Here is an 18724-nt window from a genome sequence, read left to right as displayed (position 1 = left end):
TGGGGCGGCGATACACCGGGGTTTTCAGCGGTTTCGGCCGCTGGCCCCTGCTGCAAGGATCAGGCATCCACCAGCAATCGCCCAGTTTTTCACCAAAATCGACATTTGCCACGGATCACTTGGGATAAAGTGAAACCAGCTGGTAAAGATGCAGTAGGCCGCCAAGGCAAGCCCGAGCGGGCGGAGCGCCCAACCGGCGATCAAAGCCACCCCAGCCACACCATTGAAAACCAAAGCGGGCCAGATCAGCCATCCGGGCAACCCCCTGGCGATCAGCAGGCCCATCGCCGGGTCGGGATTGGCCATCTTTTGCATCGCCCCTGCGAAAAACAACAGCGCCAGCAAAACCCGCCCTGCCCTGTGCAACGTCTTTTCGATCGCGCTTTCTTTTGTGATCACAAATCCCCTCCTGTCCGACGCTAGCGGTATCGCTAACCCTTGATGTTTACGCTAACGCCTTGTTCTTCGGCCCTATTTTTGCCGTACCACCATTGTATACCAATGGCGACAAACCGACAGGAGCAACCAAATGACCGTCACCATAGGTATCAACGGCTTTGGCCGCATCGGCCGCGCCACCCTCGCCCATATCCACGAGGCATCGCGCAACGATGTGCAGGTGGTGAAGATCAACGCCACCGGCCCGATTGAAACCAACGCCCACCTGCTGCGCTATGACAGCATACACGGCGCGTTCCGGGGCGAAGTTTCGGTCAAGGGCAATGCGCTGGATCTGGGACGCGGGCCGATCCAGGTGTCGTCAACCTATGATCCCGAAACACTGGATTGGGACGGCTGCGATGTGGTGTTGGAGTGCACCGGCAAATTCAACGCCCGTGACAAGGCCGCCGTGCATCTGGGTCGGGGTGCCAAGCGCGTTCTGGTCTCGGCCCCGGCCAAAAACGCCGACCGCACCGTGGTTTATGGGGTCAACCACCGCAGTCTGCTGTCGACCGATCATGTGGTGTCAAACGGATCATGCACCACCAATTGTCTTGCACCGCTGGCCAAGGTGTTGAACGATGCTATCGGCATTGAACGCGGCATCATGACCACAATTCACAGCTATACCGGCGATCAGCCGACGCTGGACCGGCGCCATGATGATCTGTACCGCGCCCGTGCTGCCGCGATGTCGATGATTCCCACCAGCACTGGTGCGGCCAAGGCATTGGGCGAGGTTTTGCCAGAACTTGACGGCCGGTTGGATGGCACCGCCCTGCGCGTACCCACCCCCAACGTCAGCGCCGTCGATCTGACGTTTGAGGCGGGCCGCGATGTGACGGTTGCCGATGTCAACGCAATCATGGCCGAAGCCGCAGCGGGGCATATGGGCGCCGTGCTGGGCTATGATCCCGCACCAAAGGTTTCGATTGATTTTAACCATTCGCCCTATTCCTGTGTTTTTGCGCCCGACCAGACCAAGGTTGTGGGTGGTCGCACGGTGCGGGTTCTGGCATGGTATGACAACGAATGGGGCTTTTCCTGCCGCATGGCCGATGTGGCCGGCACGATGGGCCGTCTTCTTCATTGATCGGGCCATGGTGCCCCCGGGGGTGCCGATATGACAAATTCAATCGCGATTGGCCTGGGGTTCTTGATTCTGGGTCTGATCGGGCTTGATCTGTGGCTCGACAGTGGCATGATCGTGTATCTGGGCCAGAAATTTGTCGGCTTGATTGATTATCTCGCCTTTTGGCGATGAGGGCGGGCGTGCGATCCCGCTCTTTTGGTTGACCTTTCTGCGAAAATCGAGATGTTAGCGTTTAACAAACGCCCTCTGCTGCGATCCTCGTGGCGGGGGATGCGCCATCTGCATTTATGCAAAAGGAGCTTTTCATGACCGTCAAAGTTGCCATCAACGGATTCGGACGCATCGGGCGCAACATCTTGCGCGCGATCATCGAATCGGGCCGCACCGATATCGAAGTCATCGCAATCAACGATCTGGGCCCGGTGGAAACCAACGCCCACCTGTTGCGCTATGATTCGGTGCATGGCCGGTTTCCCGCCACCGTCACAACCACAGAAGACACCATCGATGTGGGCCGCGGCCCGATCAAGGTAACCGCTCTGCGCAACCCTGCCGATCTACCCTGGGGCGATGTCGATATCGTGCTGGAATGTACCGGTATTTTCACCAGCAAAGAGGCGTGTCAGGCGCATTTGGAAAACGGCGCATCGCGGGTTCTGATTTCGGCACCGGGCAAGGATACCGACAAGACCATCGTTTATGGCGTCAACCATGACACGCTGACCGCCGATGACCTGATTGTGTCAAACGCATCGTGCACCACCAACTGCCTGTCGCCCGTCGCAAAGGTGTTGAACGATGCCATCGGCATCAACAAAGGCTTCATGACCACGATCCACAGCTATACCGGCGATCAGCCGACGCTGGATACGATGCACAAGGATCTGTATCGCGCGCGCGCTGCCGCGCTGTCGATGATTCCAACCAGCACCGGTGCGGCCAAGGCCGTGGGCCTGGTTCTGCCCGAACTGAACGGCAAACTTGATGGTGTGGCGATCCGCGTGCCCACCCCCAACGTATCGGTCGTGGATCTGACGTTTGAGGCCAGCCGCGCCACCACCGTGGACGAGGTGAACAATGCCATCCGCGCCGCCGCCGATGGCGCATTGAAAGGTGTGTTGGGCTATACGGACGAACCGTTGGTCAGCTCGGATTTCAACCATGATCCACATTCCTCGGTGTTCCATCTGGACCAGACCAAGGTGTTGGATGGCAACATGGTGCGGATTCTGACCTGGTATGACAACGAATGGGGCTTTTCCAACCGCATGGCCGATACAGCCGTTGCGATGGGCAAACTCCTGTAATTCTTCACCATCTCGCGTGAAATCTTACGTTAGGGCCGCCATGTGCGGCCCTTTTGCCGTCTGCAATTGATCATCTGTCTGTCGGCGGTTTCGCCCCCAATTTGGCGCAGTTTCGCGCATTCGCGCTGCAATGCAGAATCTGCATATCGGCTTCCCCGATCTCTCCATTGTTTGGCGCTAACACACAGTCCATATGCGATGGGCAGGCGATCAGAGCCTGTGCAACGTTTCATAGGATGATCATGATGAAAATGTTTCGGGCCATTCGCACCGCCGCCGCCAAACGCGCCGCATATCGCCGCACCGCACAAGAACTGTCAGCCTTGCCGATTGATGTGGCGCTTGATCTCGATATCTATCGGGGCGACGCCGAAAAAATCGCGCGCCGGGCCGTGTACGGTGCCTGAGCGGGACAACCCGCCTGACCCCTCGCAACCATGAAACGGGCAAGCCACACCGCTTGCCCGTTTCGCATTTCAGGGTTTGGCAAGCTGCCGCCACCCCAAACAAAAAGGGCGCAGCCATCGGCCACGCCCCTTTTTCAAACCTTGAATGCGTTTCAGCCGCGCGCGCGACCGACCAATGCCCAAAGGCCCGGCAGGATAATCGCCGCCAGACCCAGCTTCAGCGCGTCACCCAACAGGAACGGTGTCAGACCCCATGCCAGGATCGGTTGATCCCACCCATAAAGTTGGCCCAACCAGACCAGACCCGGCACATAGATCAACGCATTGCCGACCACCATCGCCGCCGCCATCCAGCCGGCCGAACGATCCCAACCGCGCTGCGCCAGCAGGCCCATCGCCAAGGTGGCCACGACATATCCGACCAGATAACCACCGGTGCTGCCTGTCATATAGGTCAGGCCGGTCAACTCGGCGGTCGAGCTTTGGAAGATGTCAAAGCCCAGCGCGCCCACCAGCATGTATCCCAGGATCGTGGTCAGGCCCAGACGCGGGCCATAGGCCGCCGCGATTGACAGCACGGCAAACGTGCCCATGCCAATGGCAACCGGGCTGCCGGGCACCGGCACCTTGATCTTGGCCATTACCGCCAACGCCGCGATGCCCAGCACCACCAGCACCGCCTGTTTGATCCGCAATTGTGCGCCCTGTGACGGCAGAACCGCCTCGACCAGCACACGATCTGTCATAGAATTGGCCATATCTTCGCCCCTGTTAAACCGACTTTGCCGACGTTTCTGCACCAGCACAAGGCGCGTAGCAAGAGCGCATACTATAAGATTTGCGCGGCCCGGTTACATCATGGCGCAAATACCAAACCGGCCACGCCGCGAAATCATAGCTGAGGCGATAGGTATCGGGCGGGCAGACATGGGTTGCGGTTGGCTGAACCGCGCCCGGATCAAAGCGGTGAAAGGCCCGGCCATCTTCAAACGAAACCGCAATCTCACCCTCCTGTTGGCGCCAGAAATACCGGCGCGTCGCCGTGATTGCCCCCTGCCCCGGCATATACAACTGTCCGGTTTCATCATAAATCAGCCCGCTATCACCGGGTTCAAACCGCACCTGCCCCTTGAACCGGGCGGTATTACCGGCGCGTCGATCTTCGATGTCGCGCTCAATGCGCCACAGCCCGATAAAATCGGCCAACCCGATCAAAGCCTGCTGCAAACCGCGCCCTCCCTTGTGGCCATAGGTTGCGCAGTTTATGACCCGCCCAACCCCTTTGCCACCGGAAAGGCCACGCCAATGATCCCCCGTTATTCTCGCCCTGAAATGGTTAACATCTGGTCACCCGCCACCAAATTCCGCATTTGGTACGAGATCGAGGCGCACGCCTGTGATGCTCAGGCCAAACTGGGCGTGATTCCCGCGCAAAGTGCGGCCGCCGTCTGGAAAGCCAAGGATGTTGAATTCAACGTCGGGCGGATTGATGAAATCGAGGCCGTCACCAAGCATGACGTTATCGCGTTTCTCACCCATCTTGCCGAAATCATTGGCGAAAAAGAAGCGCGGTTCGTGCATCAGGGGATGACCAGCTCTGATGTGCTGGATACCACATTCAACGTGCAACTGGTGCGGGCAACCGACATTTTGCTGGCCGATCTTGATGCGTTACTCGACGCGCTGAAACGCCGAGCGTATGAGCACAAGGACACCGTGCGCATCGGGCGCAGCCACGGGATTCATGCGGAACCCACCACAATGGGTCTGACATTCGCGCGGTTTTACGCCGAAATGGATCGCAACCGCACCCGTCTGGCCACGGCCCGGGCCGAAATCGCCACAGGCGCAATTTCCGGTGCGGTCGGCACATTCGCCAATATCGACCCCGCGGTCGAAGAACATGTGTGTGAACAACTGGGCCTGACGCCCGAGCCGATTTCAACCCAGGTGATCCCGCGTGATCGCCACGCGGCATTCTTTGCCACCCTGGGCGTGATCGGGTCGAGCATCGAAAACATCGCCACCGAAATTCGTCATATGCAGCGCACCGAAGTGTTGGAGGCCGAAGAATTCTTCTCGAAAGGTCAGAAGGGCAGCAGCGCGATGCCCCATAAACGCAATCCGGTCCTGTCAGAAAACCTGACCGGATTGGCGCGCCTGGTGCGTATGGCGGTGATACCCGCGATGGAAAACGTGACCCTGTGGCACGAACGCGACATTTCTCACTCATCGGTCGAACGTAACATCGGCCCCGACACGACAATCACCCTGGATTTCGCCTTGGCGCGCCTGACAGGGCTGGTCGACAAACTGGTGATTTACCCCGACAACATGCTGAAAAATATGAATCAGTTCCGTGGGTTGGTGATGAGTCAGCGGGTTCTTCTGGCGCTGACCCAAGCCGGGGTCAGCCGCGAAGACAGTTACAAACTGGTGCAACGCAACGCGATGAAAGTGTGGGAACAGGGTGCCGATTTCAAAACCGAGCTTTTGGCCGACGACGAGGTGACGGCGGCGCTGTCCCCTGCCGAGATCGAGGAAAAGTTCGATATCGGGTATCACACAAAATATGTAGACACGATTTTTGCCCGGGTTTTCAAAGGCTGATGTGATTATGACATTTCGCCCCAAGTTTACGTGGGGGAAATGTCATTTTCGTGCTAATGTTCTTTATCGACAACAACAAACGAAAAGGAACACGCACGATGATTTTAAAAACGCTTCTCGCCGCCTCTGTTTTGGCGCTGGCCCCTACGTTTGCCGTCGCTTCGGGGTGCGCGGGGTACGATCATAAACAGCAGGCGTCGATTTCCTGTGCAGATGGGATGATTCTGGACAATGCCACGGGCACCTGTGTCGCGCCAACAACAAGTTGAACAGCCGGATCGGCGATTTGGCCTTCTGGTGGGTAAGGAATTTATCCGCCAGAAGATTTTTCACCGACATTGAATCGGCTTTGCAAACGGCCTGTTAACCCAATGCTGTCACAGATTGGATGTATCCAGACCCCAGGCAAAGGCCCGATGTGTGACAACCGAACTGACCCTGCCCAATTCCCGATCCGGCGTTCCGGCGTCTGCATCGGTACGCCCCACCGGTGGGCGCCTGACCGGTATCCGCACCGGCCCGTCTCTTTCACGGCGGCAAAAGGCCGCCATCGTGGTGCGCCTGTTGTTGGCCGAGGGGGCCAGCCTGCCCTTGGCCGATCTGCCCGAACCTTTGCAGGCCGAATTGACAACGCAGATGAGTCAGATGCGCTATGTCGATCGCGCCACCCTCAAATCGGTAATCGAAGAATTCGCAAACGAGCTGGACAGTATCGGATTGGTATTTCCCGGCGGATTGGAAGGCGCGCTCAGTATTCTGGGCGGCGTGATCAGTGCCGATATGGCCGCGCGCCTGCGCAAACAGGCCGGGATGGTGTGGTTCAACGATCCCTGGGAAAGTCTGGCCAGTTTTGAAATCGACCAACTGCTGCCCCTGTTGAAACGCCAGTCGCCCGAGGTGGGCGCAGTGCTTTTGTCGAAACTGAAGGTTGCGAAAGCGGCCGAAATTCTGGGCAAATTACCCGGAGAAAAGGCGCGCCGCCTTACCTTTGCCATGTCGGAAACCGCGGATGTTGATCCCGATACCGTGCGCCGAATCGGTTTATCGCTGGCGGCCGAGTTAAAGGCCGAACCACCCCGTGCCTTTACCACCGGCGCGGTGGCCCGTGTGGGTGCGATCCTTAACGTATCGGCCAGCGCGACACGGGATGAGGTTTTGAATGGGCTGAGCGAGGATGACGCCGCCTTCGCCGACGAAGTGCGGCGGGCGATTTTCACATTTGCCGATATCCCCGACCGCATTCAACCGCTGGATGTTCCCGCTGTTTTGCGCAACGTGCCTCAGGAAAGTCTGGTGATTATTGTGGCAAGCGTATCATCCGATACCAAGGACGCGGTCGAATTCCTGTTGCAAAACATGTCAAAACGCCTTGCTGCCACCCTGCGCGACGAGGCCGAGGAAATGGGCCCGATCAAGACAAAAGTCGCAGAAGCGGCCCAAACCGAAGTAATCACCGCCATTCGTGCCCTGGTCGACAGTGGTGAAATTCAACTGGTGCTTGCGGAGGAGGATGAATGAGAGCAGTGAACTGCAACGGTCTGCGTTGTTACAAATGCATTGCAGGGTTTCAAGGCTGATCCGCAGGTATCCTCCGATGGACCAAAACGCCCGATAGAATCCTGCGCGGTTGTCTTGTCTGGCAAAGGTCAATCGGCGCGGTCCCATTGTGGCCGTTGGTCCCCGGCCTTATGTTTGGCGGACCTGACCCTGGGCCAAAGCGAATTCACTTTTCATGCGTGATACTTTTCAAAACCTTGCGATCCGCGCGATTTTGGCCGCGGCTTTGGCGGTGCCTTACCGGTATCGGATCCCGATGATGGGTTGGATCGTATCCCGGATCGTCGCGCCTTTGGCCGGATGGGACAAACGGGTGCGCGCGAACCTTGCCCATGTTCTGCCCGATCTGCCCGAAACCGAGGTCAAGCGCCTGATGCGCGCGGTGCCCGACAATGCGGGGCGTACATTGATCGAGCTTTATTCAGGTGAGGAATTCAAGAACCGGGTGAAAAACACCCCCCTCACCGGCCCCGGACTGGCGGCGCTGCAACAGGCCCGCGCCGAAAATAGACCAACCGTTCTGGTTACCGGCCATTTCGGCAATTACGACGCACCGCGCGCGGCGTTGGTGCATCAGGGGTATCCCCTGGCCGGATTGTACCGAGAGATGAAAAATCGCAAGTTCAACGATCATTACGTGCGTGCGCTGGGTGATATTGCGGGTCCGGTTTTTCCCGCCACCCGCAAGGGGTTGGCGGCCTATGTTGGCCATTTGAAAAAGGGCAACAGCATCGGTATCCTGATTGATGTTTATGCATCTGAAGGTGGCCAGCTTACATATTTCGGCCAACCCGCGCCAACCGCCCTATCGGCCGCCGAATTGGCGATAAAATACAACGCGGTGGTGATTCCGATCTACGGGGTGCGTCAGCCCGATGGCCTGAGCTTTGAGATGGTCGTGGATACGCCGATTCCCCTGAGCGACCCTGAGGGCATCACCCAAGCGTTGAATGATAGCCTTGAGCGGATGGTGCGCAAAAATATGGAACAATGGTTCTGGATTCATCGCCGTTGGAAACCGCAACAACAGGCACGCCTCGCCGCCCGAAAAGTCAGTCGAGCCGCGCCGCCCCGACAACCGGACCGAACCCCGCCTGCTGAATAATGATCGCCACGGGCCCGTCTGGAACCGGCGCGTCAAGCGTCAGGGGCGCGGCGCCGTCCCATTCGCCCAGAATCGCCCAGTCACGCACGATATTATGATAGGTATAGGTGTTGCCTTCGTTCTCACCCCGTTGAATTTCAACGGTTTCGTTCGGTGAAAACCGCGCCAGTTGCACCACCATCTTGCCCGCAATCGTACCGACAACCCGCGCCTCAACCCGGACGGTACCGCCCTCGCGGCTGGCGGAAATCATCACGGGGTCGGGTGCGGCGCGGTGCGCCTGAATCAGTTCGGCCACCTCCATCGGGCGGTATCCGACCACGTGATCCTTGCCACCGACAATCAACTGAGGCGTGTAAATCGTGCGCGCGCCTGCGGCCTTGGCATAAAATTTCTGCCGCTTGGTGAACGCCGGTTTGGCGAACTTGTCCTTCCAACCGATGTAATCCCAATAATCGACATGCAGCGCCAGCGCGATCACATCATCACGCCCCGCCAGTTCACCCAGCAATTTATCGGCTGGCGGGCAGGATGAGCACCCTTGTGAGGTAAACAATTCGACCACAACGGGTTGATCCTCGGCATGGGCGAAACCGCCGCCCCCCAGGATCATCATCGCCGCTGCAATCAGATTTCGCATACCATGCCCTTTCTTGGCCTCATCTGTGCCTATCCAACCCGTCTTGAAATGACCAATCAAGGTTTAGAGAGTAGACGTGACAGACTCCACCGCAACAACCGATAGTTCAGAGCGATTCCCCTCTGGCAGTTTGCGGTGTGCAATGGTATACAACGCCAGACACTGTTGGAAAACGGCCCGGACTGGCCTATCCTGCACGAAATTTTAGCCACTGTCGTATTGGAGCATTCCATGACCATCCAGGTTGGACAAGACACCGCCAAAACCCGCACGGACCTTACCGTTGGCGGGAAAACCTATTCTTATTACTCGATCGAGGCTGCCGAAAAGGCAGGCTTGGGCGACTTTTCGCGCCTTCCCGCCGCTTTGAAAGTGGTGTTGGAAAACATGTTGCGGTTCGAAGATGGCAAAACCGTTCAGGTGGATGACATCAAGGCATTTTCCGATTGGGCCGCAAATGGTGGCAAAACCAACCGTGAAATCGCCTATCGTCCGGCGCGCGTCTTGTTGCAGGATTTCACCGGCGTTCCGGCGGTTGTCGATCTGGCGGCGATGCGCGATGCGATCATTTCGCTGGGTGGCGATGCGCAAATGATCAACCCGCTGAACCCTGTTGATCTGGTCATTGACCATTCGGTGATGATTGACGAATTTGGCACGCCGCGCGCGTTCCAGTTGAACGTTGACCGCGAATATGAGCGGAACATGGAACGCTACACGTTCCTGAAATGGGGCCAGTCGGCGTTCAACAATTTCCGCGTTGTGCCGCCGGGAACCGGCATTTGCCATCAGGTAAACCTGGAATATCTGTCGCAAACCGTCTGGACCGACACCGATCAGAACGGCGCGCAGGTTGCTTACCCCGATACATTGGTCGGCACCGACAGCCACACAACCATGGTCAACGGCGCCGCTGTTCTGGGCTGGGGCGTTGGCGGGATCGAGGCCGAGGCCGCCATGCTGGGCCAGCCGATTTCGATGCTGATTCCCGAGGTAATCGGGTTCAAACTGACCGGCGCAATGCCCGAAGGCACCACCGCCACCGATCTTGTGTTGAAGGTGGTCGAACTGCTGCGCGCCAAGGGCGTCGTCGGTAAATTCGTTGAATTCTATGGCGATGGGTTGGACAACGTTCCCCTGGCCGACCGCGCCACGATTGGCAACATGGCCCCCGAATACGGGGCAACCTGCGGTTTCTTCCCCATTGATGACGAAACGCTGCGCTATCTGAACACCACGGGCCGCGATCAGGACGCCATCGCCCTGGTCGAAGCCTATGCCAAGGCCAACGGCATGTGGCGCGGTGCGGGGTACGAACCGGTGTATACCGACACCCTTGAACTCGACATGTCGACCATCGTTCCTGCGATTTCCGGCCCCAAACGCCCGCAGGATCATATCGCCCTGACCAAAGCCGCCAGCAGCTTTGCGGAGTACATCAAAGGCGAGCGCGAAGGCAAACGTGCGCCCGAAAAACAAAAAGTGCGCTGGGAAGGCGAAGGTGGCCAGCCTGCGCCACAGGATATTCCCGGCGATGTCGGCCATCATCAGCGCGGATTCGTTGCACAGATGAACGGCGATGCGCCCTATCAGCTGCATGACGGATCAATCGTGATCGCCTCGATCACATCCTGCACCAACACATCAAACCCCTATGTGATGATCGGTGCCGGTCTTGTCGCCCGCAAGGCGCGCGCCTTGGGCCTGACCCGCAAACCGTGGGTCAAGACCTCGCTCGCGCCCGGATCACAGGTGGTTTCTGCCTATCTTGAGGCGGCAGAATTGCAGGATGACCTTGATGCCATCGGCTTTAACCTGGTCGGATACGGCTGCACCACTTGTATCGGCAACTCGGGCCCGCTTGAGCCTGCAATCAGCAAGGCGATCAATGATTATGACCTGATCGGCGTGTCGGTCCTGTCGGGCAACCGCAACTTTGAAGGGCGGATTTCGCCCGACGTGCGCGCCAACTATCTGGCATCACCACCTCTGGTCGTGGCTTATGCACTGGTGGGCGATATGAATATCGACATCACCACACAGCCCCTGGGCCAGGATCAGAACGGCAATGATGTCTTCCTGAAAGACATCTGGCCAACCACCGCTGAAATTGCCGAACTGGTCGAAAAAACTGTGACCCGCGACGCGTTCCAATCGAAATACGCCGATGTTTTCAAAGGCGACGAAAAATGGCAGAGCGTGGAAACCACCGACAGCCAGACCTATGATTGGCCCGCCTCAAGCACCTATGTTCAGAACCCGCCCTATTTCCAGGGCATGAGCAAAGACCCAGGCGTGATCAGCGACGTAAAAGATGCCAAGGTTCTGGCGATTCTGGGCGATATGATCACAACCGATCACATCTCGCCCGCCGGGTCGTTCAAGGAAACCACGCCCGCCGGGAAATACCTGGTCGATCGTCAGGTGCCACCGCGTGAATTCAACAGCTATGGATCGCGACGGGGCAACCACGAGGTGATGATGCGCGGCACATTCGCCAACATTCGTATCAAAAACGAAATGCTGGACGGTGTCGAAGGCGGATACACCGTGGGGCCGGATGGCGAACAGATGTCGATTTATGACGCTGCCATGGCACATCAGGACAACGACACGCCTTTGGTGATCTTTGCGGGCGAACAATACGGCGCCGGATCGTCGCGCGACTGGGCGGCAAAAGGTACGGCACTGTTGGGCGTAAAGGCCGTAATCGCCGAATCGTTTGAGCGGATTCACCGGTCAAACCTGGTTGGGATGGGCGTTATTCCGTTCGAATTTACCGGCGGCGATACGCGCAAATCCCTGGGCCTGAAGGGCACGGAAACCGTGTCGATCACCGGGCTTGAGGGGGACATCAAACCGCAATCGACAGTGCCCTGCACGATCACTTATGACGATGGCACGACAAAGGAAATCACCTTGAAGAGCCGGATCGATACAGCGGTCGAGATCGAATATATCGAAAACGGTGGTGTGCTGCATTATGTGCTGCGCAATCTGGCCAAAGCGGGCTGATTTTTCGCCGCACCAAACGACAAAGGGCCGCCCCATTGGGCGGCCCTTTTCATTTTCACGCTCTATCGCCGAAAATCGGCAAACTCTTGCGTGCCCAACTTAGAAACACTCTGTTTACTCGCCTTCCGGTAACAACACGTTAAGGTAAATGTGACACGCTTGGGGGCGATGATGACAAAAATAAACCGCATTCGCGCGGCAACTCGGCGACTAGACATGCCGCTGCCGTTGATGGAAACACTGTTATTTCTTGGGTTGATGGCGTTCTTCGCCTATTCCGGCTGACCGGCCTTTTGCACCGCGGGCCAAATCGTGCTGTCCATGACCCGCTGGATAGGCCCGGCAAAGCGCAGCACGACGTTGCCCTTACCATCGATCACAAATGTCTCGGGCAGACCGTAAACGCCCCAATCCAGGCTTTTGCGCCCGCCCGGATCATAGGTCACCGCCTTGTAGGGATTTCCCAATTCGTCAAGAAACCCCATGGCATCTTTTTCGGTCACATCGCGATTGACGCCATAAACCGGCACCGTCTTCGCCAGCTCAATCAAGGCCGGGTGTTCGGCCCGGCACGGCGCGCACCAGCTGGCAAAAAAATTCACGATCTTGACGCCCGGCTCGTTCAGAACCGAACGGTCGAAGGTTGCCAGATCGCCCAACGGCTCGGCCGCGATTTCCGGCGCCGCCTTGCCTTCAAACACCGAAGGCAGGCTGTCGGGGTCATCACGATACATGCCGAAAAACATCATTGCCGCCAGCCCGGCAAAAATCAGGGGCGGCGCCACCATCAGCGGAGAGAACTTAGCCATTGCGCGCCTCTTTCTCGGCCTCGGCCAACTGTCGTTTCACCTTGGCGCCGCGCGCCCAGCTCATCCAAACCAGCGCCACGATCAAAACCGCCGACGCCCCATAGGCCGTCAAAACCTCGGCCGCATATTTCCCCAAGTCCGGCATCATCCCATCCGCGCCCGCATGCGCAGCGCATGAAGCCGCCGCGACCTGATTTCCGTGCGGGTGCGCATCAACACCAGCGCCAGAAACAACAAAACAAACCCCGCAATGCACACCAACAGCGGAAACCAGAACACATCGGACACATTCTCTTTCTTGTCGAGGGACAACGACGCGCCCTGGTGCAACCCTTGGTTCCAGAAATTCACCGCATAGCGTGAAAGCGCCGCGAACACCGACCCGACCAGGCACAGAACACTGGTCAAATCTGCCGCTGTGTCTGGGTCTTCTATCGCTTCCCACAGGGCGATGTAGCCCAGATAAAACAGAAACAGGATCAGAAACGAGGTCAACCGCGGATCCCACGCCCACCATGTGCCCCACATCGGTTGCCCCCAAATCGCCCCTGTGGCCAAGGCAATCAGGGTCATCACCATGCCCACTGGCGCCGCCGCCCGGGCCGCCAAGGCGCTTACGTGATGTCGGCGGATCAACCAGATCAGCGAAGCAACCAGCATCATCACCCAGGCATTGATCGCCATCATTGCCGAGGGCACATGCAGGTAGATGATTTTCACGGTCGATCCCTGACGGAAATCATCGGGCGTCAGAAAGAACCCCCAGATCAACCCAACCGCCAGACAGACACCAGACAGCACTGCAACAACGGGCAAAACCCGCGCGCTCAGGCCCATGAATTTGGCCGGATTGGCATATTCCCACAATGACATGGTTCTTCCCTACTCTGCACACCAAGGGCACTCAACCCTGCAAATTTCTGCTTTCAACTTCCCCGCCAAAGGCCAAGACCCAAATCACCACAAGACCGATATTTAGCCTATAAAGCGGCAAACCCAATGCCTGTCACCGCAAATTGATCCGCAATGCCGCGGCTGCGGCAAAGGGCAGCAGCGCCAGAACCCCCAAGGTAATTCCGGCCAGCAACAACAGCGGCGCCTCCAAGGTCATCGCAACCGCGCCGCGCCGCGCCACTTCGGCACCAAAAATCAGGGTCGGCACATACAGCGGCAAAACCAATAAAGACAGCAAAAGCCCGCCGCGCCGCAAACCCACCGTCAGCGCCGCGCCAAATGCGCCAATCATGCTTAATGCCGGCGTGCCGATCGCAAGTGATATCACCAACCACCAAAATCCCGGCCCCGGCAGATTCAACAACACCCCCAGGATCGGGGCCGCCAAGGTTAACGGCAGGCCCGTCGTGATCCAATGGGCCGCGGCCTTGGCGGCCACAACCCCCTCAAGCGGCACTGGCGCACAGGCCAGCAAATCCAATGTACCGTCTTCGAAATCCAACGCAAAAATCCGGTCGAGCGACAGCAGGCAGGCCAATAATGCGCCCAACCATAAAACCCCCGGTGCGATTACCGCCAACAGCGTGGTTTCCGGCCCCAAGGCAAACGGAACCAACACCACCACAATGAGAAAAAACGCAAGGCCAAGGCCAAAACCGCCCCCCGCCCGCACCGCAAGGGCCAGATCGCGCAACACCAGACGAATCATAGGAATGCACCGTCGAAATCATCGCACGCCACGGCGCGAAACGCCGACACATCAATCACCCGTGCATCAAACCCCAGATCGATATGGGTCGCGATTATCGCCGCGCCCCCCGCCGTCAGATGCCCCTGCAACGCATCGGCAAACAATGCGACACTGGCCGCGTCCAACGAAACGGTCGGCTCGTCCAATGCCCAGATCCGTCGGCCCGTGACCAGTAACCGCGCCAGACCCAACCGGCGCTTTTGCCCGGCCGAAAGGTGTTGCGCCGCGCGGTCGCGCAACCCGCGCAGATCAAACGCAGACAATGCCGCGTCAATCGCACCGGTTCCGAACACATCCGCCCAGAACCGCAGGTTTTCTGCAACACTCAGCGCGCCCTTGATCCCGTCGGCATGGGCGGCATAGGCGATGTCATCGACCTCGCCCAAGATTTCGCCGCTTAGCGGCGGTTGTAATCGGGCGATCGTGCGCAGCAGGGTCGTTTTGCCCGATCCATTTGGCCCGCGCAAAATCACCGCTTCGCCCGCGCCCAGATCAAAGGATACGTCGGAAAGGACAGGCACACCGCCCCGCGTCACCGCAATCGCGCGCAGGGACAGAATTGGATCAGACGGCAAAAAGGGCCACGCCAACCCGGCGCCCCTCGCTCAGCAGCACGTTATAGGTGCGGCATGCGGCCGGGCTGGCCATGGTTTCAACGCCCAATCCCGCCTCTTCCAGCGCGGCGCGAAAGGCGGTTGGCACATGGGCCACCTCGCCCCCTGTGCCAATGAAAACCACATCCAATTCATCCCGCGCCCGGATCAGCATGGCGGCATCGCCGTAACCATCCCACGGCTGAACCCCGCTGGGCGACACAAACACGTCACCCTCAAACAGCTGTCCAGCCACCCGAAAAAAACCGGGGCCATACCCATCAATCGGGCGTGCGTCGTCGAATTTTATCTCGTTCAATCGCATGAAATCGCCCTTTCCGCTTAACGTGCCGCTGGTTGTTTCTTGCTCAGAATGCCGATCGCTGTTTGGCTGGTCCTGTCAGGCCTCGATATCGGCGAATTGGTTGCCTTTGTCGGCCGGCTTGTCATCACGGTTGACACCCAACATCAACACCACATTCTTGGCCACAAAAACCGAGCTGTAGGTTCCGACAACAACACCCCAGGTAATGGCAAAGACAAAGCCCCGAATAACATCGCCGCCCAGAATAAGAAGGGCAATCAGCGCCAACAGGGTGGTGCCCGAAGTCATCAATGTGCGGCTGAGGGTTTCATTGACCGACAGGTTCATCACGTCCTGCAAATCCCGCTTGCGGAATTTGATCAGGTTTTCGCGCAGCCGGTCAAATATCACCACGGTGTCGTTGATCGAATACCCGATGATCGTCAAAAGCGCGGCAATGGTTGCCAGATCAAACCGGATTTGCAGCAGTGAAAATATCCCCACAGTCAGAATGACATCATGAAACAGGGCAAAAACCGCGCCTACCGAAAACTGCCACTCAAACCGCAACCAGATGTAAAACAGGATCGCCGCCAACGACACGCCCACTGCCAAAAGCGCGGTCATGATCAATTCGCCCGATACTTTTGGGCCAACAGATTCAACCGACGGAAAGGTGATCGTCGGATCAACCGTTTTCAGCGCCTCACCGACAGCCACCACCAGATCGGCGCCGACACTTTCCTGTCCATCCTGGGATTGGATGCGGATCATCGCCACATTCTGATCTGCGCCAAAGGTTGGGTCGAACACCTGGGTTATCGTGACATCGCCCAGATCCAGAGGATCAAGGGCTGCGCGATAGGCGCCCACATCCACCACCTGTACGCTTTCGGTACGGATCGTGGTGCCGCCCTTGAAATCGATGCCAAAGTTCAGACCCATCATCAACCAGACGACAACAGACAAAACCATCGCCACACAAGAGCCGCCAAAGGTCAGCTTGCGGTGTTTGAAGAAATCGAAATTCGTATTGTCGGGGGCCAGGCGCAGACGCATCTTAAACCTCAATCGTTTTAGGGCGGCGGCGTTCAAACCACATGACGACGAACAATCGTGTGACGAAAATGGCCGTGAATACCGATGTCATGATGCCCAGCCCCAAAGTAATCGAAAATCCGCGAACCGGCCCCGACCCAAGGGTGAACAGGATCACCGAAATGATGAATGTGGTGATATTGGCATCCACAATCGCGCTTAGCGCTTTTTCATAACCCAACTCAATCGCGCGCGCCGGGCCTCTGGCGGTTTTCAGTTCTTCGCGGATACGTTCAAACACCAATACGTTCGCATCCACCGCCATGCCGATGGTCAGCACGATGCCGGCAATGCCGGGCAACGTCAGCGTCGCGCCAATCATGCTGAGCAAGCCGAACAACAGACCCACGTTCAGGATCAATGCAATATTGGCAAAAATGCCGAACAATCCATAACTTAGCGCCATAAAGACCAGCACGCCAGAGAAGGCCACGATTGACGCGATCCGCCCGGCGTTGATGCTGTCTTGGCCGAGTTCGGGGCCGATGGTGCGTTCTTCCAGAAATGTCATGCCTGCGGGCAAGGCCCCGGCACGCAGCAAAACCGCAAGGTTCGTTGATTCCTCAACCCCGAACTGCCCGGTGATGATGCCGCTGCCGCCGGGAATATGGCTTTGAATCACCGGCGCGCTGATTACCTCTTCGTCCAGAACGATGGCAAAGGGTGATCCGATATTTTCGGCCGTGTAATCGCCGAATTTACGCGCACCGCTGGGGTTGAACCGGAAACTGACCGCCGGACGTCCATTTTGATCAAAACTGGGCTGTGCATCAACCAATTCTTCGCCGGTCACGACCGGAGTTTGTTCCATGATATAGAACACGCCCGGCTCATCAATCGACGGATAAATCACCTGCCGCGCGCCGGGGCGCTGTGCGGCATCGGCGGTGCGGCCAACGACGGGATGAAATGTCAATTGTGCGGTGGTTCCGATCAGTTCTTTCAACTCGCCCGCGCTGCCGATGCCGGGCACCTGAATCAGGATACGGTCGGCACCCTGGCGTTGAATGGTCGGCTCCCGCGTGCCCACCTCATCGACCCGGCGGCGGATGATTTCCACCGACTGTTTCATGGTGCGATCGTCGGTGGCGGCCTGTTCCTGTTCGGTCAGGCGCACGGTGATCACGTCATTCTCGCCCGCGACCACGATGTCACGCGCGCCCGCACCGGTCAGCGTGACCACGGGTTGCGCCAAAGCGCGAACGATTTCCAAGGCGCGCGCCATGTTTTCAGGTTGTGAAATACGCAAAGCCAGAACGTCAGGATCGCTTTCGATCCGCCGGATTGTACCGACCTGATCACGGGCGTCGCGCAGAGCGTCGCGCACTTCGGGCCACATACCGTCCAACCGGTCGGCATACACCTCGGTTACATTGACCTCGGCCAGCAGATGCGCGCCACCGCGCAAATCCAGCCCCAGGTTCACAAGGGTCGCAGGCATCCAGTTGGGCCAGGCGGCGACCGCCTCTTGCCGGGCGGGGGTGGCGCCCAACTGCTCAATCTCGGCCAAGGCATCATTGTGCCGCTCAACCCGGGTATAAAACCCGTTGGGCAGCGCAAAGATAAGCCCTGTGGCAATCACCACCCAAATCAGGAATCGCTTCCAGGCCGAAATCGTCAGCATCAAAGACGCCCCTTGTTATCAGTAGATTAAGAAGCGGCAGGTTCGGTTTTGTTCAAAACCTGGCTGATCGTCGCACGGACAACGCGCACCTTGATGCCTTCGGCCAGTTCAACCTCGACTTCGCTATCGTCCTTGACCTTGGACACTTTGCCAATCAGCCCACCAGCGGTGACAATCTGATCGCCCCGGCGCAGATCTGCGACCATCTTTTGATGATTTTTAAGCTTTTTCTGCTGAGGGCGGATCAACAGGAAATACATGATCGCAAAGATCAGAATCAGTGGTACAAAGCTGGTAAAGGCACTGGCGGCGCCTCCGGCCGCTTGCGCATAAGCAGGCGTTACAAACATGGTTTGGTCCCTCGATAAAAAGCCAAGGCCCGAGGGCCCCATTCGCATCGTCGCGCACCCTATCTG

Annotated in this window: 21 protein-coding genes; 8 read left to right on the top strand and 13 right to left on the bottom strand. The window is 58.0% G+C overall.

Translation table 11 applies throughout. From position 1 onward, the window contains the following. Positions 1 to 24: 24 nt before the first annotated feature. Positions 25 to 399 (bottom strand): DoxX family protein, encoded by a 375-nt coding sequence (locus C8265_RS06965; RefSeq protein WP_276308495.1) that lies wholly within the window; start codon positions 397 to 399, stop codon positions 25 to 27. Positions 400 to 529: 130 nt separating this feature from the next. On the opposite strand from C8265_RS06965, the gene gap (C8265_RS06960) reads away from it, so the two are divergent. The 4 genes from gap (C8265_RS06960) (at position 530) to C8265_RS19460 (ending at position 3248) form a co-directional block, all read left to right on the top strand. After that, complete coding sequence (gap, locus tag C8265_RS06960; RefSeq protein WP_108483263.1) at positions 530 to 1534, top strand: type I glyceraldehyde-3-phosphate dehydrogenase; 1005 nt, start codon at positions 530 to 532, stop codon at positions 1532 to 1534. A 30-nt stretch (positions 1535 to 1564) separates the two neighbouring features. After that, positions 1565 to 1705 carry a hypothetical protein gene (locus C8265_RS19465; RefSeq protein WP_164512290.1) on the top strand — a complete coding sequence of 47 codons (141 nt, stop codon included), beginning with the start codon at positions 1565 to 1567 and terminating at the stop codon, positions 1703 to 1705. Between the two features lie 134 nt (positions 1706 to 1839). Further along, entirely contained in the window at positions 1840 to 2841 is a 1002-nt protein-coding gene (gap, locus tag C8265_RS06955; RefSeq protein ID WP_108483262.1) for a type I glyceraldehyde-3-phosphate dehydrogenase, read from the top strand. 245 nt (positions 2842 to 3086) lie between these two features. Beyond that, the gene (locus tag C8265_RS19460; RefSeq protein ID WP_164512277.1) at positions 3087 to 3248 is read left to right on the top strand and encodes a hypothetical protein; all 162 of its coding nucleotides are present in this window, start codon (positions 3087 to 3089) and stop codon (positions 3246 to 3248) included. Between the two features lie 152 nt (positions 3249 to 3400). Here C8265_RS19460 and C8265_RS06950 read toward each other — a convergent pair whose 3' ends face one another. Together C8265_RS06950 and C8265_RS06945 are read right to left on the bottom strand one after the other, a co-directional pair. Continuing rightward, positions 3401 to 4006, bottom strand: a complete 606-nt coding sequence (locus C8265_RS06950) for a biotin transporter BioY (protein WP_108483261.1) — start codon at positions 4004 to 4006, stop codon at positions 3401 to 3403. Positions 4007 to 4019: 13 nt separating this feature from the next. Beyond that, on the bottom strand, positions 4020 to 4475 hold the full coding sequence (locus C8265_RS06945; RefSeq protein WP_240611000.1) for a DUF6314 family protein: 456 nt from the start codon (positions 4473 to 4475) through the stop codon (positions 4020 to 4022). A gap of 78 nt (positions 4476 to 4553) precedes the next feature. On the opposite strand from C8265_RS06945, the gene purB reads away from it, so the two are divergent. The 3 genes from purB (at position 4554) to C8265_RS06925 (ending at position 8520) form a co-directional block, all read left to right on the top strand. Further along, positions 4554 to 5858, top strand: coding sequence for an adenylosuccinate lyase (purB, locus tag C8265_RS06940; RefSeq protein ID WP_108483260.1), 1305 nt, complete (start codon positions 4554 to 4556; stop codon positions 5856 to 5858). A gap of 420 nt (positions 5859 to 6278) precedes the next feature. Beyond that, on the top strand, positions 6279 to 7376 hold the full coding sequence (locus tag C8265_RS06930; protein WP_240610999.1) for a flagellar motor switch protein FliG: 1098 nt from the start codon (positions 6279 to 6281) through the stop codon (positions 7374 to 7376). Positions 7377 to 7590: 214 nt separating this feature from the next. Next, the gene (locus C8265_RS06925) at positions 7591 to 8520 is read left to right on the top strand and encodes a lysophospholipid acyltransferase family protein (RefSeq protein ID WP_108483258.1); all 930 of its coding nucleotides are present in this window, start codon (positions 7591 to 7593) and stop codon (positions 8518 to 8520) included. On the opposite strand, the gene C8265_RS06920 is transcribed toward C8265_RS06925, so the two are convergent. Further along, the gene (locus tag C8265_RS06920) at positions 8468 to 9160 is read right to left on the bottom strand and encodes a DUF1223 domain-containing protein (protein WP_108483257.1); all 693 of its coding nucleotides are present in this window, start codon (positions 9158 to 9160) and stop codon (positions 8468 to 8470) included. The genes C8265_RS06925 and C8265_RS06920 overlap by 53 nt on opposite strands. Positions 9161 to 9391: 231 nt before the next feature. Here C8265_RS06920 and acnA point away from each other — a divergent pair, with 231 nt between their 5' ends. Then, entirely contained in the window at positions 9392 to 12175 is a 2784-nt protein-coding gene (gene acnA / locus C8265_RS06915; RefSeq protein WP_108483256.1) for an aconitate hydratase AcnA, read from the top strand. Positions 12176 to 12447: 272 nt separating this feature from the next. Here the strand turns inward: acnA and C8265_RS06910 are convergent, their stop codons facing one another. The 9 genes from C8265_RS06910 to yajC all read right to left on the bottom strand — a co-directional run bounded on the left by C8265_RS06910 (position 12448) and on the right by yajC (position 18658). After that, the gene (locus C8265_RS06910; protein WP_108483255.1) at positions 12448 to 12984 is read right to left on the bottom strand and encodes a DsbE family thiol:disulfide interchange protein; all 537 of its coding nucleotides are present in this window, start codon (positions 12982 to 12984) and stop codon (positions 12448 to 12450) included. After that, on the bottom strand, positions 12977 to 13132 hold the full coding sequence (ccmD, locus tag C8265_RS06905) for a heme exporter protein CcmD (RefSeq protein WP_108483254.1): 156 nt from the start codon (positions 13130 to 13132) through the stop codon (positions 12977 to 12979). Before ccmD ends, C8265_RS06910 begins: the two co-directional genes overlap by 8 nt. Continuing rightward, positions 13129 to 13857, bottom strand: coding sequence for a heme ABC transporter permease (locus tag C8265_RS06900; protein WP_108483253.1), 729 nt, complete (start codon positions 13855 to 13857; stop codon positions 13129 to 13131). The genes ccmD and C8265_RS06900 overlap by 4 nt, the downstream gene beginning before the upstream one ends. 133 nt (positions 13858 to 13990) lie before the next feature. Further along, on the bottom strand, positions 13991 to 14647 hold the full coding sequence (ccmB, locus tag C8265_RS06895) for a heme exporter protein CcmB (RefSeq protein WP_108483252.1): 657 nt from the start codon (positions 14645 to 14647) through the stop codon (positions 13991 to 13993). Beyond that, the gene (gene ccmA, locus C8265_RS06890) at positions 14644 to 15249 is read right to left on the bottom strand and encodes a heme ABC exporter ATP-binding protein CcmA (protein ID WP_108483354.1); all 606 of its coding nucleotides are present in this window, start codon (positions 15247 to 15249) and stop codon (positions 14644 to 14646) included. Before ccmA ends, ccmB begins: the two co-directional genes overlap by 4 nt. Before the next feature lie 4 nt (positions 15250 to 15253). Further along, on the bottom strand, positions 15254 to 15607 hold the full coding sequence (locus tag C8265_RS06885; RefSeq protein WP_108483251.1) for an Mth938-like domain-containing protein: 354 nt from the start codon (positions 15605 to 15607) through the stop codon (positions 15254 to 15256). Between the two features lie 75 nt (positions 15608 to 15682). Beyond that, positions 15683 to 16645 carry a protein translocase subunit SecF gene (gene secF / locus C8265_RS06880; RefSeq protein WP_108483250.1) on the bottom strand — a complete coding sequence of 321 codons (963 nt, stop codon included), beginning with the start codon at positions 16643 to 16645 and terminating at the stop codon, positions 15683 to 15685. Between the two features lies 1 nt (position 16646). Further along, complete coding sequence (gene secD, locus C8265_RS06875; RefSeq protein ID WP_108483249.1) at positions 16647 to 18308, bottom strand: protein translocase subunit SecD; 1662 nt, start codon at positions 18306 to 18308, stop codon at positions 16647 to 16649. A gap of 26 nt (positions 18309 to 18334) precedes the next feature. After that, positions 18335 to 18658: a preprotein translocase subunit YajC gene (yajC, locus tag C8265_RS06870; RefSeq protein ID WP_108483248.1), complete on the bottom strand. Its 324-nt coding sequence runs from the start codon at positions 18656 to 18658 to the stop codon at positions 18335 to 18337. Positions 18659 to 18724 lie beyond the last annotated feature (66 nt).

This window comes from Oceaniglobus ichthyenteri, assembly GCF_003057885.1.
GTDB lineage: Bacteria > Pseudomonadota > Alphaproteobacteria > Rhodobacterales > Rhodobacteraceae > Oceaniglobus > Oceaniglobus ichthyenteri.
This window is presented reverse-complemented; position numbering and strand designations above follow the sequence as displayed.

Coding starts and splice junctions, on each gene's coding strand:
- gap (WP_108483263.1), top strand. CDS start 530: ATGACCGTCACCATAGGTATCAACGGCTTTGGCCGCATCGGCCGCGCC.
- C8265_RS19465 (WP_164512290.1), top strand. CDS start 1,565: ATGACAAATTCAATCGCGATTGGCCTGGGGTTCTTGATTCTGGGTCTG.
- gap (WP_108483262.1), top strand. CDS start 1,840: ATGACCGTCAAAGTTGCCATCAACGGATTCGGACGCATCGGGCGCAAC.
- C8265_RS19460 (WP_164512277.1), top strand. CDS start 3,087: ATGAAAATGTTTCGGGCCATTCGCACCGCCGCCGCCAAACGCGCCGCA.
- C8265_RS06950 (WP_108483261.1), bottom strand. CDS start 4,006: ATGGCCAATTCTATGACAGATCGTGTGCTGGTCGAGGCGGTTCTGCCG.
- purB (WP_108483260.1), top strand. CDS start 4,554: ATGATCCCCCGTTATTCTCGCCCTGAAATGGTTAACATCTGGTCACCC.
- C8265_RS06925 (WP_108483258.1), top strand. CDS start 7,591: ATGCGTGATACTTTTCAAAACCTTGCGATCCGCGCGATTTTGGCCGCG.
- C8265_RS06920 (WP_108483257.1), bottom strand. CDS start 9,160: ATGCGAAATCTGATTGCAGCGGCGATGATGATCCTGGGGGGCGGCGGT.
- acnA (WP_108483256.1), top strand. CDS start 9,392: ATGACCATCCAGGTTGGACAAGACACCGCCAAAACCCGCACGGACCTT.
- C8265_RS06910 (WP_108483255.1), bottom strand. CDS start 12,984: ATGGCTAAGTTCTCTCCGCTGATGGTGGCGCCGCCCCTGATTTTTGCC.
- ccmD (WP_108483254.1), bottom strand. CDS start 13,132: ATGATGCCGGACTTGGGGAAATATGCGGCCGAGGTTTTGACGGCCTAT.
- C8265_RS06900 (WP_108483253.1), bottom strand. CDS start 13,857: ATGTCATTGTGGGAATATGCCAATCCGGCCAAATTCATGGGCCTGAGC.
- ccmB (WP_108483252.1), bottom strand. CDS start 14,647: ATGATTCGTCTGGTGTTGCGCGATCTGGCCCTTGCGGTGCGGGCGGGG.
- C8265_RS06885 (WP_108483251.1), bottom strand. CDS start 15,607: ATGCGATTGAACGAGATAAAATTCGACGACGCACGCCCGATTGATGGG.
- secF (WP_108483250.1), bottom strand. CDS start 16,645: ATGCGTCTGCGCCTGGCCCCCGACAATACGAATTTCGATTTCTTCAAA.
- secD (WP_108483249.1), bottom strand. CDS start 18,308: ATGCTGACGATTTCGGCCTGGAAGCGATTCCTGATTTGGGTGGTGATT.
- yajC (WP_108483248.1), bottom strand. CDS start 18,658: ATGTTTGTAACGCCTGCTTATGCGCAAGCGGCCGGAGGCGCCGCCAGT.